This is a genomic window from Saccharibacillus endophyticus (assembly GCF_013185185.1).
Classification (GTDB): Bacteria; Bacillota; Bacilli; order Paenibacillales; family Paenibacillaceae; genus Saccharibacillus; species Saccharibacillus endophyticus.
The window spans coordinates 550078-565601 of the sequence record NZ_JAAZWE010000004.1 but is presented as its reverse complement, the minus strand read 5'-3'; the positions used below and the strand labels follow the sequence as shown (position 1 = coordinate 565601).

Here is a 15524-nt window from a genome sequence, read left to right as displayed (position 1 = left end):
CGCGCCGATCGGCGCGTCAGATGAACACCTGCACCGCAAGGTCGATCAGCTTGATGCCGATAAACGGAGCGACCAGGCCGCCGAAACCGTAAATCAGCAGGTTTTTGCCCAGCAGGCGGCTGGTGCTCATCGGTTTGTAGGCGACGCCTTTCATCGCGAGCGGAATCAGCAGCGGGATGATGATCGCGTTGAAGATCAAGGCGGACAGGATTGCCGACAGCGGCGAATCGAGCCGCATGATGTTCAGCGTCTGCATTTGTGGAATCGCGACCATGAACATGGCGGGAATGATCGCGAAGTATTTGGCGACGTCGTTGGCGATGCTGAACGTGGTCAGCGCGCCCCGCGTCATGAGCAATTGCTTGCCGATCGCGACCACTTCGATGATCTTCGACGGGTCGGAGTCCAGATCGACCATGTTGGCCGCTTCTTTGGCGGCGACCGTGCCGCTGTTCATGGCGATGCCGACATCGGCCTGCGCCAGCGCGGGCGCGTCGTTCGTGCCGTCGCCGGTCATGGCGACGAGCTTGCCTTCGGCCTGCTCGCGGCGGATGACGGCGATCTTGTCTTCCGGTTTGCTTTCGGCGATAAAGTCGTCCACGCCTGCCTCTCTGGCAATGGTCGCCGCCGTCAGCGGATTGTCGCCGGTACACATGATGGTCTTGATGCCCATGCGCCGCATCTGTTCGAACCGTTCGCGCATGCCGGGCTTCACGGTGTCTTTGAGATGAATCAGGCCGTAGATCCGGTTGTCTACCGCCACGGCGAGCGGCGTGCCGCCCGCCGTGGCGATCGCGCTGCTGCCTTCGTCGAGATCGGCCGGAATCGAGCCGCCCTGCGAACGAACCCACTGTTTGACGGAATCGACCGCGCCTTTGCGCACTTGCCGGCCGTCCGGCAGGTCGATGCCGCTCATGCGGGTCTCGGCCCGGAATTCGATGAATTCGCCGCCTTCGCCCAGCTTCTCGTCGTAAGGGAAACCGTTCTTTTTCATCAATTCCAGCACGGAGCGTCCTTCCGGTGTCTCGTCTTTGAGCGAGCTGATCGCCGCCCAATACGCTGTTTCTTCTTCGCGGATGCTTTTGACCGGAAGAAATTCGCTCGCCATCCGGTTGCCGAACGTGATCGTGCCCGTTTTGTCGAGAATGATCGTATTGATATCGCCCGACGCTTCGACGGCTTTGCCGGACATGGCCAGCACGTTGAACTGCGTGACCCGGTCCATGCCCGCGATGCCGATCGCGGACAGCAGGCCGCCGATGGTGGTCGGAATCAGGCAGACGAGCAGGGCGATCAAGATCGGAATCTCCATTTGAATGCCGAGGAAGTCCGACAGGAACGGCAGCGTGACGACGACGATCAGGAAAATGAGGGTCAGGCTGACCAGCACGGTATTGAGCGCGATTTCGTTCGGCGTTTTTTGGCGCTTCGCGCCTTCGACGAGCGAGATCATGCGGTCCAGGAACGATTCGCCGGGATCGGCGGAAATGCGCACCTTGATTTTGTCGCTGACGACCTTCGTGCCGCCGGTGACGGAGCTGAAGTCGCCGCCGGCTTCTTTGATGACCGGAGCGGATTCGCCCGTGATCGCCGATTCGTCGACGGAAGCGAGTCCTTCGACCACTTCGCCGTCGCCTGGGATCAGCTCGCCGCTTTCCACGACCACGAAGTCGCCTTTGCGAAGCTCGGAAGCCGGCACGACTTTGACCGCGCCGCTGCTCGATACTTTGTTGGCGCTGATATCCTGCTTGGTTTTTTTGAGCGAATCGGCCTGCGCTTTGCCGCGTCCTTCCGCCAGCGCTTCGGCGAAGTTGGCGAACAGCAGCGTGAGCAGCAAGATCACCGTCGTGACGATATTGAACCAACGCGGCACGGTGCCGCCGAACGCGTCCGGCACGAAGCACAGCAGCAGCGTGACCAGAAAACCGATCTCGACGACGAACATGACCGGATTGCGCATCATGATGCGAGGGTCGAGCTTCACGAACGACTCCCGCAAAGCGGCGCTTGCGATCTCGCCGCTCAGCATGGTCTTTTTCTTATCCATAAATCAGCGTCTCCATTCGTTGTGTGAGGTGTATGAATGATCCGGGTTATAACGTCAATTGTTCCGCGAGCGGGCCCAGCACCAGTGCCGGGAAGAAGGTCAGCGCGCCGACGATCAGCACGACGCCGACGAATACCGCGCCGAACATCGCCGTATCGGTACGGAACGTGCCGGACGATTCCGGGATCGGCTTTTTGGCGGCGAGCGAACCGGCCACGGCAAGCAGCGTCACCATCGAAATGTATCGGCCGAGGAACATGACGATCCCGGTCGAGACGTTCCAGAACGTCGTCGCGTCGCCCAATCCTTCGAACCCGGAGCCGTTGTTGGCGGCAGCGGACGTGAATTCGTAGAGTGCCTGCGTTAGGCCGTGGAAACCGGGATTGGAGATCGTTTCCGGATTCGTCGCCAGCGCGATCGCGGTCGGCACGAGGATCAGGAACGGCTGGACAAGAAGCGTGACGGCGATCAGCTTCATTTCTTTGCCTTCGATCTTGCGCCCGAGGAATTCCGGCGTGCGTCCGACCATCAGGCCCGACAAGAACACGGCGATGATCGCGTACATCAGTACGTTAACGAAGCCGACGCCCATGCCGCCGAACACGGTATTGAGCATCATGTTCGCGAGCGGAACCAGTCCGCCGATCGGCGTCAGCGTGTCATGCATCGTGTTGACCGCGCCGGTCTCGGCAGCCGTGGTGATGACGGAGTAGAAGGCCGACTGCGCTTCGCCGAAGCGGACTTCCTTGCCTTCCATCGAACCCTGCTCATGCTGGATGCCGAGATTGTTCAGCGCCGGGTTGCCCGCGCTTTCCGCCGTGAGCGAGACGGTCGTCATAATGATCAGCATCATCAGCATGGACGCGAACAGCACGCGTCCCTGCTTGATCGAACCGGCCATTTTCCCGTAAGCGAAAGGCAGCGCCGACGTGACCAGCATCATCAGCAGGATTTGCAGCAGATTGCTCAAGCCGCTCGGGTTCTCGAACGGATGCGCCGAGTTGACGCCGAGGAAGCCGCCGCCGTTATTGCCGACTTCTTTGATGGCGAGGAACGACGCGATCGGTCCGCGTGCGATGGTCTGCTGCGCGCCTTCGAGCGTGGTCGCCGTCGCGGCGGGCTCGAACGTCTGCGGCACGCCCATGAACACGAACAGCAGCGCCGAAACGAACGCAACCGGCAGCAGCACGCGTGTCAGGCCGCGGATCAGGTCGACGAAAAAGTTGCCCGCCGCCTTCCCCGTCAGGCCGCGAATAAACGCCATGACGAGCGCAAGACCGGTCGCGGGCGACACGAACATCGCGAACACCAAGACGCTGGCCTGCGACAGATACGAGACGCCGCTTTCGCCGCTGTAATGCTGAAGGTCGGTATTGGTCATGAAACTGATCGCGGTATTGAAAGCGAACGACGGCTCCATGTTGGCGATCCCCGCCGGATTGAGCGGCAGCATGCCTTGAAAACGGAGCACCAGATACACGATAAAGATCATGACGGCATTGCTTCCGATCAGCGACGCCGCGTACATTTTCCAGCTTTGGTTTTCTTCGCGGATGCCGCTGATTTTGTAGATGATCCGCTCGACCGGGCCGTAAATCCGGTTCAGCCGGTTCGGCGCGTAATCGAACGCCGCCGCCAGATACAGGCCGACCGGCTTCGCCAGAAGCACGACGATCAGCAGGGTGACGACTATTGCGAGGATACTGATTGTGGTCACGAAATTCCCTCCATTTGTACTAGAACTTTTCCGGGTTGATCAGGGCATAGCACAGATACAAAAACAATAAGGCGACGACGCCCGCGAGCGCTGCGATCATCGATCGTCACTTCCTTCCGAGACGACCTTGCCGGACCAGAGCGACAGCCCCAGCACCGCCAGCGTCATCAATGCAAGCAGGCCAAGCATCAACATATCGGTCATGTTAACCTTCCTTTGACTTTGAGATAGGATATCGCGGCATGTCGAAGCTTCGCGATTCATGTGACGTATCTTAGTCCCGCGGCGGCAAGGTGTAAAACGTGATAAAAGCGAAAAAAGATGGTTTTTATTCTTCTTTGATCATTTTTGAATCTTGAACTTATATATGGTCCCGTTTCGTGCCGTATACGCTCGTTTACTCTCGATATTATTGATTTTTACGCTATTTTTACGCCTTTGCAGCAGATCTTTATACCTTTTTTATGCCGTTTCGAGGCTTGAACTTGGCTATTGCCGCGCATGGTGACTTATACTGGGATCATAGAGGGAAATGAGGGCCGTCGGCCGGGCAGGAGAACGGAAGTGAGCGACTTGGAGAAAAACGTATTGCGTAAAGGCAAATTGACTTTGTTCATGGGAGCCGCGCCCGGCGCGGGCAAGACTCAGGCCATGCTCCGCGCCGCGATTCGCGAGGCGGCGGCAGGGACGCAGGTTCGCTGCGCGGTATCCGGCGCGGAAACCCGTTATCCCGACACGCTGGCGCTATTGAAGGATTCGGGCTTGCCGAGCGCGCCGGAGCGCGGCGGCGAGCTGGATGTCGAACAATTGGTGGAGATGAAGCCCGGACTTGTGGTCGTGGATCGGTTGGAAGCCCGCAATACGCCGCGAACAATGCGCAGCAAACGGTATATGGATGTCGAAGCGCTGCTGCTGAACGGCATCGACGTCTACGCGGCGTTGAATGTGGGCCATGTCGAGAGCCTCAACGCACTGGCAAACCGGATTCTCGGACAAACGCTGACGGAGACGGTTCCCGACGCGTTCGTCGAACAAGCCGATACGCTGCGCATCGCGGATGCCCCGCCGGAGGAAATGATCCGCCGCAGCGGCCGAAATCCGTCGGAAGCGGGCGCGTTGTCCGCGATGCGCGAAATGCTGTTCCGATTCGCCGCCGAGCGTACGGACAGCCGGCTCGACGATTATTTGCACGGTCGGCGCGCGGCCGGAGGAGGCGTCTCGGGTCCTTGGCCGGTCGCGGAAAAAGTCATGGTCGCGATCGGTCCGGCTCCTTCGACGGAAGAACTGCTTCGGGTCGGAAGACGGACGGCGGCAGCGCTCAAAACAGGCTGGTATGCGGTTTATGTGCGCCTACCGGAAGGCGCTGCGGGAAACGGAGTCAAGCGACAGGGAGAGCCTGAACGGAATTTGCGGCTGGCAGAAAAGCTGGGCGCGCAGGTCTTCGCGATCGAAGGGCGGGACGTGGCGGGCGAACTATTGCGCTTCGCGGAGGAGCATCATGTCAAGCAGCTGCTGGTCGGAGAAAGCATTCGTCCGCGTTTTGGTCTGCGCTGGGGTTCCACGCTGGCCGCGAGATTGGTTCGGGCAAGCCGGAACGTTCATATACGGATCGTTCCCGGCGCCGGCCATGCGGGGGATCGGGTAGAGGATCGAAAAGCCCGAAGTCGGGATCCGGGCATCAGGCCGCAGTCGGGAGTGCTGCCGCGTTGGTCCGTTTATGCGCTCATCACGCTGCTGACAGCCGTTTTGACGCTTGTAATGGGAAAATATTCGGAACAACTGGAGATCGTGAATATCGCGTTGATCTACTTGTTCCCCATGCTGCTCAGCGCCGTATACGGCGGACTTCGGCCGGCTCTTTTCGCGGCGGGAATCGGGGTGTTGGCGCTGGATTTCTTCTTCGTCGCGCCGCAGCTGAGCTTCACGGTCTCGGATCTGCGTTATCTGATTTCGTTCGGCGTCTATCTGTCGGTGGCGGGCCTGACCGCAAGTTTGGCCGAACGTCTCAAGCGTCAGGCCGCGCAGGCGCGTCAGCGCGAAGCCCATACGGCCTCGCTGTACGCGTTCAGCCAGCAGATCGGCGCCGTCTCGGACGTGTCTTCGCTGCTGGACGGCGTGACCAAACAGCTGTCGCAAACGATCGGCGCGGAGACGGCCGTCTATTTGCCGGACGAATCGGGTGCGCTCCGCCGCGTGCACGCGTCTTCGGCGGAAGCGATCGACGGCGGCGAACGCGCGCGCGAAGAAGAGGTCGTCGTGCGCATGGTGTATGAAGAAGGCGAAGAAGCCGGGCAGGGCTCGCGTACGCTTCGCGAGCTGCCGGGGCGTTATCTGCCGCTCCGAACGGAGGAGCGGACCTACGGGGTACTGGTCGTTCGTTTGCCTCAAGGAGAAAATCATGCATCCAAAAAAGCGCTGACCGACGAGCAGCAGCGTCTGCTGGCGGCGCTGTGCGGTCTCGCCGCCGCGGCCATCGCGAGGTTCAAGCTGGCCGAAGAAGCCAAGTTGGCGCATTTGACCGCCGAATCGGAACGGCTGCGGTCGGCGATTCTCGATTCGGTGTCGCACGAGCTGCGCACGCCGCTGGCCGCGGTGATCGGCTCGGCCACGGGATTGATCGAGAACGACGAGCTTTTTTCGAAGCAGGACCGCATGGAGCTGCTCGAGACGATTCGCAGCGGGGCCATGCGCATGAGCCGCCTCGTGCAGAATCTGCTCGGCATGGTGCGATTAGAGAGCGGGATGCTTCGGCTGCGGCGGGAATGGTGCGATATTCAGGATCTGATCGGCGTGTCGTTGGCGCAGATCCGGGATATTCGCGGTCGCCGCAAGCTGACCGTGGACCTGCCCGACGATCTGCCGATGGTGCGCGGGGACGAAGTGCTGCTGGAGCAGGTATTGGGCAACGTGCTGGGCAATGCGATCAAATACGGCCCGGACGGCAGCGAGATCGGCATCAAAGCACGAACAAACGGCCGTCGGTTGGTGTTGAGCGTTTCGGACGAAGGACCCGGGCTGCCGGCAGGCGAAGAACAGCGCGTGTTTGAAAAGTTTTACCGCTCCGATTCGACCCGGCACGTATCCGGTACGGGATTGGGTCTGGCGATTTGCAAAGGCATCATGGACCTGCACGGCGGAGGGATATCGGCCGCTTCCAGAACGGACGGGAAAAATGGGACGATCGTCCTAATCTCGTTGCCCCTGGCCGAACCGTCGGTATCCGGCGCGGGCGGGCAATCGCAAAGTACGGCAGAAGCCTACGAGGAAAAGGGGAAAGCAGATGGCGAATGAAACGACGGCCGGAGCGCGAATTTTGGTCGTGGACGACGAACCGCAAATTCGCAAGCTGTTGAAAGTCACGCTTGCCGCGCACGGTTATGCGGTGCATGAAGCGGAAACGGGACAAGAAGGCGTGCTGCAAGCTTCAATGACGCATCCCGATCTGATCGTGCTGGATCTGGGTCTGCCGGACCTGACGGGCATGGAAGTATTGGGACGCATCCGGGATTGGTCGGGCGTACCCGTCATTGTGCTCACGGCGAAAGACCGGGAAGAAGACAAGATTGCCGCTCTGGACGCGGGAGCGGACGATTACGTAACCAAGCCGTTCGGCATGGGCGAACTGGTGGCCCGGATTCGAGTTGCTCTGCGTCATACGGCCAAATCGGCGGAAGAACCGGTCATTCGCAGCGGAACGCTGACGATTGATCTGGCGCAGCGCATCGTCGAATCCGGCGGGGAACGGGTCAAGCTGACGCCCACGGAGTACGATCTGCTTAAGGCTTTGGCGTCCAACGCGGGTAAAGTCGTGACCCAGCGCCAGCTGCTTCGGCAGGTATGGGGCAACCAGCATGACGAAGGGGACAGCCATTATCTGCGGATCTATATCGGTCATTTGCGCAAAAAGCTGGAGGAAGATCCTTCCCAGCCGCGCCTGATCGTAACCGAACCTGGAGTCGGATACCGCTTCCTTATCCAGGAATGATATAATGAAGAAACGTTTCAACGTTTAATATGGCAAAGCGGAATAGGGTGATGGGGATTTGGACGCTTTGGATGTAAAGATTCTCAGTTTGCTGCAACAAAATGCCCGCATGAACGTCACTTCGCTGTCGCAGGAATTGGCGCTCAGCCGTCCCAGCGTGGCGGAACGGCTTCATCGGCTCGAAGAACGGGGAGTGATCGAGGGCTATACGGCCCGCGTCTCTCCGCAGGCGGTCGGGCGCGATACCCGGCTCGTCATCCAGGTTTCGGACCTTCGGGTCACGCCGAAGCAGTTCGAAGAATGGGCACAGGGGGAATCCGATATCGTCGAATGTCATCGCGTGACGGGAACGGCGAGTCATTTTCTCCAGGCCACCGTTGCGGGAACCCCGGGACTGCGTGAGCTGGTCGACCGCCTGATGGATTTCGGCAATGTGCAAACGTCCGTCGTGCTGGCTTCGCCCGTGGCGAATCGGCCGATTTTGCCGCCGGAAGAAGCGGCGAATTGAACGACCGTCCCGATCTGCGGGAGAACAGCGGCGATCGGCTGATACGAAGCAATCGGAATTATGCTTGCTGTGTCGCTTGGCTGTTTCAAGTGAAGCATAAGAAAAGGGAAGTCGAAGCTCGGCTCGGAAGAGCCGGTTTCGGCTTTTCTTTTGCCTGCTTTCATGCGTCGTTTTTTGGAGGTATGTTACACTGAAGCTATCTATTCGCGGGTACCTTGCACCACTAAATGTACGAAAAGCGGAAATTCGAGGATACGGGTGATCATCATGAAATTGCTGACGCTGAACACGCATGCTTGGCATGAAGAAGAGCAGGAGAAGAAGATCGCGCAATTGGCGGACTTCATTAACGAAAGAGGCTTCGACGGCATCGCGCTGCAGGAAGTGAATCAGTCGGCGACAGCCGAAGCGGCGGGAGCGGAACGTTTGACGCAGTATGCGGAGGCAGAGCCGGGCGTCGTCATTCGTGCCGATAATTACGCGCTGCTTCTGCTCGAACGATTGGAAACGCCTTATTATTGGACCTGGCTGCCGACGCACGGCGCTTACCGCGGCCGTTACGACGAAGGGGTAGCCGTGCTTACGCGCGAGCCGATTACGGACAGCTTATACGGTTATGTCTCGGGTCTTCGCGACTACCTGAACTACAAGACGCGACGTTTGCTCGGGGTGAAGACGACCCTCGGCGGACCGGATACGGAGCCGATCTGGTTGTTCAGCGCGCACTGCGGCTGGTGGCATGACGAGGAAGAGCCGTTCCGTCCGCAGTGGGACCGGGCGGAAGCCCTGCTTAAGCCTCTGCGCGATGCGGGCGAAAAATTGTTCCTGCTGGGCGACCTGAACAATGTGGCACAGATTCGCGGCGAAGGCTACGATTATGTCATGCAGCACGGTTGGTGCGATTTGCATACGGCTGCTGACGAAAAAGACGAAGGTTCGACCGTGCTGAAAGCCATCGGCGGCTGGGAAGACAACAAGCAGCCGCTGCGGATCGACTATATTCTGTCCGGCAGCCCGATCGCGGCGAAGAAGTCGGAGGTCGTATTGGACGGTAAAAACGGCCCGGTCGTATCCGATCATTTCGGCGTCGCGGCGGAAGTATAGCGGCAAGGAAAACAAAATGCGACTACCGAAAAGACCCCGAAATCCGCGTGAGAGCGGAAAACGAGGTCTTTTCGCCGTCGGGCGAACGTTGACCTTCAAGCGCGCATTGCTTTTTGCAGGCCGATTTCGAAAAAGGCTCAGGACTGGCGCGGCGCGCTCGGACGGTACATGCCGATCGAAGCCGGAGCCGTGTCGATAAAGCCGAAGTGCCGGTACAGCGCGTCGGCCGGCGTATCGGCGATCAGGCTGACGAACGAGCGGGGAGGGACGTTGGCGTCCAGATACGTTTCGATCTCGGTCATGATTCGCTTGCCGAGACCGCGCCGATGCATCGAAGGATGGACGACGATATCGGAAATCAGATAAGCGCAGCCTCCGTCTCCGAGCACGCGTCCCATGCCGACGAGGCGGCCTTCTTCGCGCAGCGTCACGCAAAACAGCGAGTTCGGCAGGCCGTTTTGCGCGGCTTCGAGCGTGCGCGGGCTCATGCCTGCCGCGACGCGCAGTTCGATATACTCCTCCGGCTGCGGGATTTCATGGGCAAGAATCGGTTCGGAGCGTTGTGCGTGATCGTTCATGTGGGTCTCCTTTGCATGTCCGGTAATATTTTTGTAAAAAGCAGGTGCGGAGCGGCATAGTCGATTGCAAAGCGATTTGCGTTACGGACTTATGGCACAGAACATGTTGACGTAATGCGCGCATTTTAGCGCGATTTTTCCGGTTTTGAAAAATTGCTGACATCATGCACGCATTCGACTCGAACAGTCCTTTTTATAGCAAAAATAGGATCAAAACGTCAACATTTGCGACAGCGACAGACAGCGACAGACAGCGACAGACAGCGACGGACAGCGACGGACAGCGACGGACAGCGACGGACAGCGACGGGAGTGGACTCCGATGTTGTCGAAAAGGTCGCTGCCGCGCTTGGTTCCGCGCGTGCGTCATGCTCCGGTCAGCCCTTCCGCAGCGTGAACAAATCGCGCAGCGCGCTGTCCGACAGCTCGGTGATCCAGCCTTCCGAGCCCGCGATGACGCTGTCGCTGAGCTGCTGTTTGCTTTCCAGCATATCGTCGATCCGTTCTTCCAGCGTACCGATCGAGATGAATTTATGCACCTGGACGTCTTTGGTCTGGCCCATCCGGTACGCCCGGTCGGTCGCCTGATTTTCGACGGCCGGATTCCACCAGCGGTCCACGTGGAAAACGTGGTTGGCCGCGGTCAAGTTCAGGCCGACGCCGCCCGCTTTGAGCGACAGGATAAACACGGCGGTCGTCTCGCCGGCCGGCTGCTCTTTTTCCTGGAACTGCTCGATCATGCGCTCGCGCACCGTTCGCGGCGTGCTGCCGTTGAGGTACAGCACGTTTTCGCCCAGCTCTTCGCTCAGCACGCGCTGCATCATTTCGCCCATGCCGATGTACTGGGTGAAGATCAGGCAGCGCTCGCCTTCAGCGCGCAGCTCTTTGACCATCGCGACGAGCCGCGACAGCTTGGCCGACTGTTCGATCAGCGTGTCGAGATCCGGCGCTTCGTCCAGGTCGGCCGCGCCGTCGGCGCCGGCGGTCAGCGCCGGATGGTCGCACAGCCGCTTGAGCTGCGTCAGCGCCGACAAGATCGCGCCTTTGCGCTTCATGCCTTCAAGCTGCGGCATTTCTTTGAGCAGCTGCTTGACGACCTGCTCGTACAGCACGCTTTGTTCCGGCGTGAGATGGATGTACGTCTTCATCTCGTTTTTTTCCGGCAGGTCGAGCTGGATGTTCGGGTCTTTCTTTTTGCGCCGCAGCATGAACGGTTTGACGAGTTTTTGCAGCTCGACGATCTTGTCTTCGCTCTGTTCTTTTTCGATCGGGTTGGCGAAGCGTTCTTGGAACGACTTCGGCCCGCCGAGGTAGCCCGGCACCATGAAGTCGTAGATCGACCACAGCTCGGCCAAGCGGTTTTCGATCGGCGTGCCGGTCAGCGCGATCTTGTGCAGCGCTTTGAAACTGCGGATCGCGGTGGACTGCTTGGTCTGCGCGTTTTTGATCGTTTGGGCTTCGTCGAGGCAGATGGTCAGCCAGTCGAAGCCGCGCAGCAGGTCTTGGTCGAGCGCCGACGTGGCGTAGGACGTCAGCACGACGTCGGCGTCCGAGGCCGCGGCGGCGAACGCTTCGCCCGTTCGCCGGTTGCCGCCGTAGTGCAGCATGACGCGGAGGTCGGGCGCGAAGCGCGCGATTTCCTTCTGCCAGTTGCCGAGCAGGGACGTCGGGCAGATGATCAGAGAAGCTTCCAGCGGATAGGAACCGGGACGGATGATGCCGTCGTCCTTGGGCAGCCATGCGGAAGCGGCAGTCGAGCCGTTCGGCGCGGCACTGCTTGCCGAGCCGTCGCCGCCGGAAGCATAGCGGTCGGGATCGCCGCCGCGCAGCGGCTGTCCGGCCGCGAACGCTTCGGCGCGGCTTTCTTTGACGTGCAGCAGATACGAGATCAGCTGCACGGTTTTGCCGAGGCCCATATCGTCGGCCAGGCAGGCGCCCAGCCCCAGGCGGCGCAGGAACGCCAGCCAGCCGAAGCCTTCGCGCTGGTAATTGCGCAGCTCGGCGCGAAGCCCGCGCGGGATCTCGATCTCCGGCCAGGCTTCTTTTTGGCCGAGCTGGTCGATCAGCGCGGAGAGGTGGCCGCTGAGCTGGACTTCGATCTCCAGCCGCGCCTGAAGTTCGGCTTTGGCGTGATCTTCGTCTTCGCCTTCCTGCTCTTCTTTTTTCAGCAATTGAAGCTGAATAATATCTTGGAACGACAAGCCGCTGCGCTTGTCCAGTCCGTTCATCGCCCGGCTGATCTGCGTCAGCAGCGCCGGATCTAGCGCGACCCATTCGCCGCGGAACTGCACCAGACGTTCGTTGCGCGCCGCAAGTTCCATATATTCTTCTTCGCTGAACTCGGCGTCGCCGATCGCGATGCGCCAGTCGAAGTTGAGCACGGAATCGAGGCCGAACACGGACTTGCCGCCTTTTTTGCCGTCGCCTTCTTCTTCGTTGACCCGCGCTTTGAGCTTGGGTTTCTTTTTGCTCGCGGCCTGCCACCAAGCCGGCAGCAGCACGCGCCAACCGTTATCCAACAGCCTCGGGCTGTCTTTCGTCAGGAACTGCCAGGCCGCCGGACCGCTCATGCCGCGCCCCAAAATATCCGTCCCCGCCGCCACGCGCGAAGTCGGCAGCCCGGTGCGCAGGCTTTTCAGCCATTCGGCGCTGCGCTCGCGCACATGCTTTTCCCAAGCCGAAGGCCATTTTCCCGCAGCGATTCCCGTATCCGAGAGCGTGATGGGAGACAGCGAAGTCTCGTCCTTTTTATCCTGCAAAGCCAGTTCCAACCGCCAATCGGAGCTGTCTTCGTCCGGTTCCAGGAAGCGAACGACCGGACGGAACGGCATGGAATCTTCGCGCCAGCCGACCGCGACCAGCCACGCGTCCTCGTCCAGCCCGGCCGCCGACGCGCCGCGATCGAACAAGCGCGGATGCTCGCGCCGCAGGTCGAGCGCCGCATGTTCCGTGCCGTAACGGCGTTGGAACACGGCTGCCGAATACGCCGCGCGCAGCCCGGTCAGAAACGTTTCTTCCGCAGACACTTCGTCTTCGTCCCGCCCGCCGAACATCGCTTCCTCGTACGCTTCTTCGTTGCTTTGCTTTTTACGCGCATCCTGCGCTTCGGCTTCGGCGTTCGCCGCCTGAAGCTTGCCGCGATCCAGCGCCGCCAGCACCGAAGCGTGCTGACGTTCCTTCAGCGCGTGCCGATCCCATTTCCATTGCAGCTTGCCCGAGCGGTAAGCGCCGAAGTCCGGCTTGAACGCCCGCTTGGCGATGCTTGCCGCGAGTGCCGGAGCGTGGCGCGCCAACAGCTCGGCGTCTCCGTCGAAGCTCCAGTTAACGGACTTCAATAATGGCCGGTCCGCGAAAAACGACAGCACCATTTCCGCGGGCAGCAGCACAAGCTCCATGTCGCCGCTGCTTTGAATCTCAAGATCCGTGCCGTAAAAAGATTCTTCGTGCCGAGCGAACAACAACTGCTTGAAATACAATCCCGGCACCGCGCCGTACGTCGGCTTCGTTCCGTAAATCAGGGCGTCGCCGTACTCGCTGAGCACGGCATGTACCGTAACGGTCTCCATCACTGCGTTCATAACATCAGCTTTCCTTTCTTCAATTCTTCCTGAAGCGCGCGAAGCCGTCCGTACCGGGCGTTAAAGCCGGCCATAAAGACGTCCCACCGTTCCTCGCGCTTCGTTTTTTTATATAATTTCTCCAATCGTTTGAGCAGCTTCGCCGCCCGTTTGTAGCCGTCGCGGTTGCGCTGCTCCACGAACCGCTCGACCGCCTGATGGTAAAAAGGCAGCAGCTGCTCGGGCGCGTTTTTTTCGATAGGCGCGAGGTCGGTCACTTTGAAATTGGAAGGCTCCGCGCCCGTCGCCAATTGAAAATCCATCCAGTCTTCCCAGCGTTCGCGTTCCAGCAGCTTGGCTTCGTAAAAGTCCGACGCGTACGGCAGCATGCCGCCGAGCGTTTTCCACATGATCTCTTCGGCCTCGGGCCGATGCGCCAGCATCCCGTCCCACAGTCGGCCGTAGTCTGCCAGGCCGGCACGCGCGCGTTCCAATAAAGGGCCGAACGTCTCCAACCAGCCGAGCAGCCGATCCCATTCTTCGTTTTCTTCGAGCGGAGACAGAAAGTCGGGCAGTTTTTTGAGCGAGAAATAAGGTTTGTCCGCCGCTTCGTTCAGCAGGGTTTCGGCTTTCTCGTCCTGCTTCAGGCAGAATCGGCTCCAGGCGTTGGCTCCGAGCCAGGCCTGCCGATTCAACGAACGTCCGAGTTCGCGCTCTTCGTCCATCAGATATTGAAACTCGGACTCGTAGACGTCGTCGCGTTCTGTCGGGCTTGTTTCGGATAGAGGAGCAGCCCAATGACGAAGCAGCGAATAATAGGCCTGAGAAAAAGCGCTTTGTTCGCGGTCTTCGGTCAGCATTTGCCGCCGCGTCAGCCCGATCGTCTCGTGCAAGCGTTCCGTCACTTGGGTATCCTGGCGGTCGGCCAAAGGCGTATCCAGGCATTGCTGCATGGCGGCGGCCGTGTCGGATACGGCCAGATGCGCATAATACCCGCTCGAAGAAGAAATCATGGTTTTTAAAACGAACAGATGCGCGTTCAGGCGATACAGCTGTTCGATGCCCGGGCGAAAAGGGGGCATGTCTTCGAAAATCCCGGCCAGCGTCAGCTCCGCGAACTTGGGATTGCGGGTTCTTCCCGCCAACGCGGCAGCGGTTTGTTCGAAGCGGCGATGCCAAGCCGAAATGCCGGAGGCCGCGAGCACGGAGGCTTGCTCGATGCTGGCCTCCCTGGCTTGTTCTTCCTCGGAGGCGGCTGCCGCGCGGGTGCCCCGATGTTCTGCGCGGGGAACGGACGCGGAACCGGTTATCGAACTTGGCTGCATCGCTGAATCGGTCTGACCGTGTGTTCCTTTGCCCGATGCCGCCGAGCCGTCTTCCGGGGCTTGCGCCGTTTTGGCGGAAGCGGCGGCCGCGGCGCTCGCATTGGCCAGCGCGGAGACCGGGCGCCCGTGCAGCCGGGCCAGCTTCATCAGGGCGGCGGCCTGGTGGCGGCAGGGCTTCCGGTCCGTGCAGTCGCAGCTGCCTCCGGCGGGAAAGTCCAACGCCAGCTCGACACGGCGGATGCCGTCGTTATCTTTGACCTCGGCTTCGAGCCGCCGCTCTTCGGTCAGGGACAACTGCTGAATGCTCCCGATGCGTTCAAGCATAAAGCCTTTTTTCAACGTCAGGTCGTCATAAGCTTCCGCGACTCCCTGCACGAGCGTATTCCATTGTTCGTCGGTGAATGCTATATTTCCGTCCATGCCGTTATCGTCTCCCGTTCTTCTCCCGCAAGGGCAGTGATTGCAATGTCCGCCTATTATAACACGCATAAGCGAACGTCTGTACCCGGTCGGCGCACGCGATTTTTTGCCGTCGAAAAGTATACCCCGGAATATAAGCGCTGTACTGCGGACGCTTCTGCAAGCGGAGGACGCAGCGGCAAGGTTTTCGAAAACGATTCCGAACATCATGTACGCCTGGCGCGGATATAAATTTTTTTGAAAAACGTATGCAATATATTGCATGAAGGTTTTTGAAGGTCTA

At 59.9% G+C, this 15524-nt stretch carries 10 protein-coding genes; 4 read left to right on the top strand and 6 right to left on the bottom strand.

Features of this window, described 5'->3' with window-relative positions:
- Positions 1–16: 16 nt before the first annotated feature.
- From kdpB to kdpF, 3 genes are read right to left on the bottom strand one after another with little or no spacing between them, the layout of a single operon-like run.
- Positions 17–2047, bottom strand: coding sequence for a potassium-transporting ATPase subunit KdpB (gene kdpB, locus HRQ63_RS17080; RefSeq protein WP_172245934.1), 2031 nt, complete (start codon positions 2045–2047; stop codon positions 17–19).
- A gap of 46 nt (positions 2048–2093) precedes the next feature.
- Positions 2094–3755: a potassium-transporting ATPase subunit KdpA gene (gene kdpA / locus HRQ63_RS17075; protein ID WP_172246153.1), complete on the bottom strand. Its 1662-nt coding sequence runs from the start codon at positions 3753–3755 to the stop codon at positions 2094–2096.
- Positions 3756–3783: 28 nt separating this feature from the next.
- Complete coding sequence (gene kdpF, locus HRQ63_RS26375) at positions 3784–3864, bottom strand: K(+)-transporting ATPase subunit F (protein ID WP_172246151.1); 81 nt, start codon at positions 3862–3864, stop codon at positions 3784–3786.
- A gap of 464 nt (positions 3865–4328) precedes the next feature.
- On the opposite strand from kdpF, the gene HRQ63_RS17060 reads away from it, so the two are divergent.
- From HRQ63_RS17060 to HRQ63_RS17045, 4 genes are all read left to right on the top strand, one after another.
- On the top strand, positions 4329–7055 hold the full coding sequence (locus HRQ63_RS17060; RefSeq protein WP_172245930.1) for a DUF4118 domain-containing protein: 2727 nt from the start codon (positions 4329–4331) through the stop codon (positions 7053–7055).
- Entirely contained in the window at positions 7045–7749 is a 705-nt protein-coding gene (locus tag HRQ63_RS17055) for a response regulator (protein WP_172245928.1), read from the top strand. The genes HRQ63_RS17060 and HRQ63_RS17055 overlap by 11 nt, the downstream gene beginning before the upstream one ends.
- Positions 7750–7807: 58 nt before the next feature.
- On the top strand, positions 7808–8257 hold the full coding sequence (locus HRQ63_RS17050; protein WP_172245926.1) for an Lrp/AsnC family transcriptional regulator: 450 nt from the start codon (positions 7808–7810) through the stop codon (positions 8255–8257).
- A gap of 267 nt (positions 8258–8524) precedes the next feature.
- Positions 8525–9361, top strand: a complete 837-nt coding sequence (locus HRQ63_RS17045) for an endonuclease/exonuclease/phosphatase family protein (RefSeq protein WP_172245924.1) — start codon at positions 8525–8527, stop codon at positions 9359–9361.
- Between the two features lie 137 nt (positions 9362–9498).
- On the opposite strand, the gene HRQ63_RS17040 is transcribed toward HRQ63_RS17045, so the two are convergent.
- The 3 genes from HRQ63_RS17040 to HRQ63_RS17030 all read right to left on the bottom strand — a co-directional run bounded on the left by HRQ63_RS17040 (position 9499) and on the right by HRQ63_RS17030 (position 15241).
- Complete coding sequence (locus HRQ63_RS17040) at positions 9499–9939, bottom strand: GNAT family N-acetyltransferase (protein WP_172245922.1); 441 nt, start codon at positions 9937–9939, stop codon at positions 9499–9501.
- Positions 9940–10316: 377 nt separating this feature from the next.
- The gene (locus HRQ63_RS17035) at positions 10317–13517 is read right to left on the bottom strand and encodes a DEAD/DEAH box helicase (protein WP_172245920.1); all 3201 of its coding nucleotides are present in this window, start codon (positions 13515–13517) and stop codon (positions 10317–10319) included.
- Positions 13514–15241 carry a hypothetical protein gene (locus HRQ63_RS17030; protein WP_172245918.1) on the bottom strand — a complete coding sequence of 576 codons (1728 nt, stop codon included), beginning with the start codon at positions 15239–15241 and terminating at the stop codon, positions 13514–13516. The genes HRQ63_RS17035 and HRQ63_RS17030 overlap by 4 nt, the downstream gene beginning before the upstream one ends.
- Positions 15242–15524: the final 283 nt, after the last annotated feature.

What these genes read in the sequence shown, in the direction of transcription:
- HRQ63_RS17055 (WP_172245928.1), top strand. Translation starts at nt 7,045, where the DNA reads ATGGCGAATGAAACGACGGCCGGAGCGCGAATTTTGGTCGTGGACGAC.
- kdpF (WP_172246151.1), bottom strand. Translation starts at nt 3,864, where the DNA reads ATGATCGCAGCGCTCGCGGGCGTCGTCGCCTTATTGTTTTTGTATCTG.
- HRQ63_RS17045 (WP_172245924.1), top strand. Translation starts at nt 8,525, where the DNA reads ATGAAATTGCTGACGCTGAACACGCATGCTTGGCATGAAGAAGAGCAG.
- HRQ63_RS17030 (WP_172245918.1), bottom strand. Translation starts at nt 15,241, where the DNA reads ATGGACGGAAATATAGCATTCACCGACGAACAATGGAATACGCTCGTG.
- HRQ63_RS17035 (WP_172245920.1), bottom strand. Translation starts at nt 13,517, where the DNA reads ATGAACGCAGTGATGGAGACCGTTACGGTACATGCCGTGCTCAGCGAG.
- kdpB (WP_172245934.1), bottom strand. Translation starts at nt 2,047, where the DNA reads ATGGATAAGAAAAAGACCATGCTGAGCGGCGAGATCGCAAGCGCCGCT.
- HRQ63_RS17040 (WP_172245922.1), bottom strand. Translation starts at nt 9,939, where the DNA reads ATGAACGATCACGCACAACGCTCCGAACCGATTCTTGCCCATGAAATC.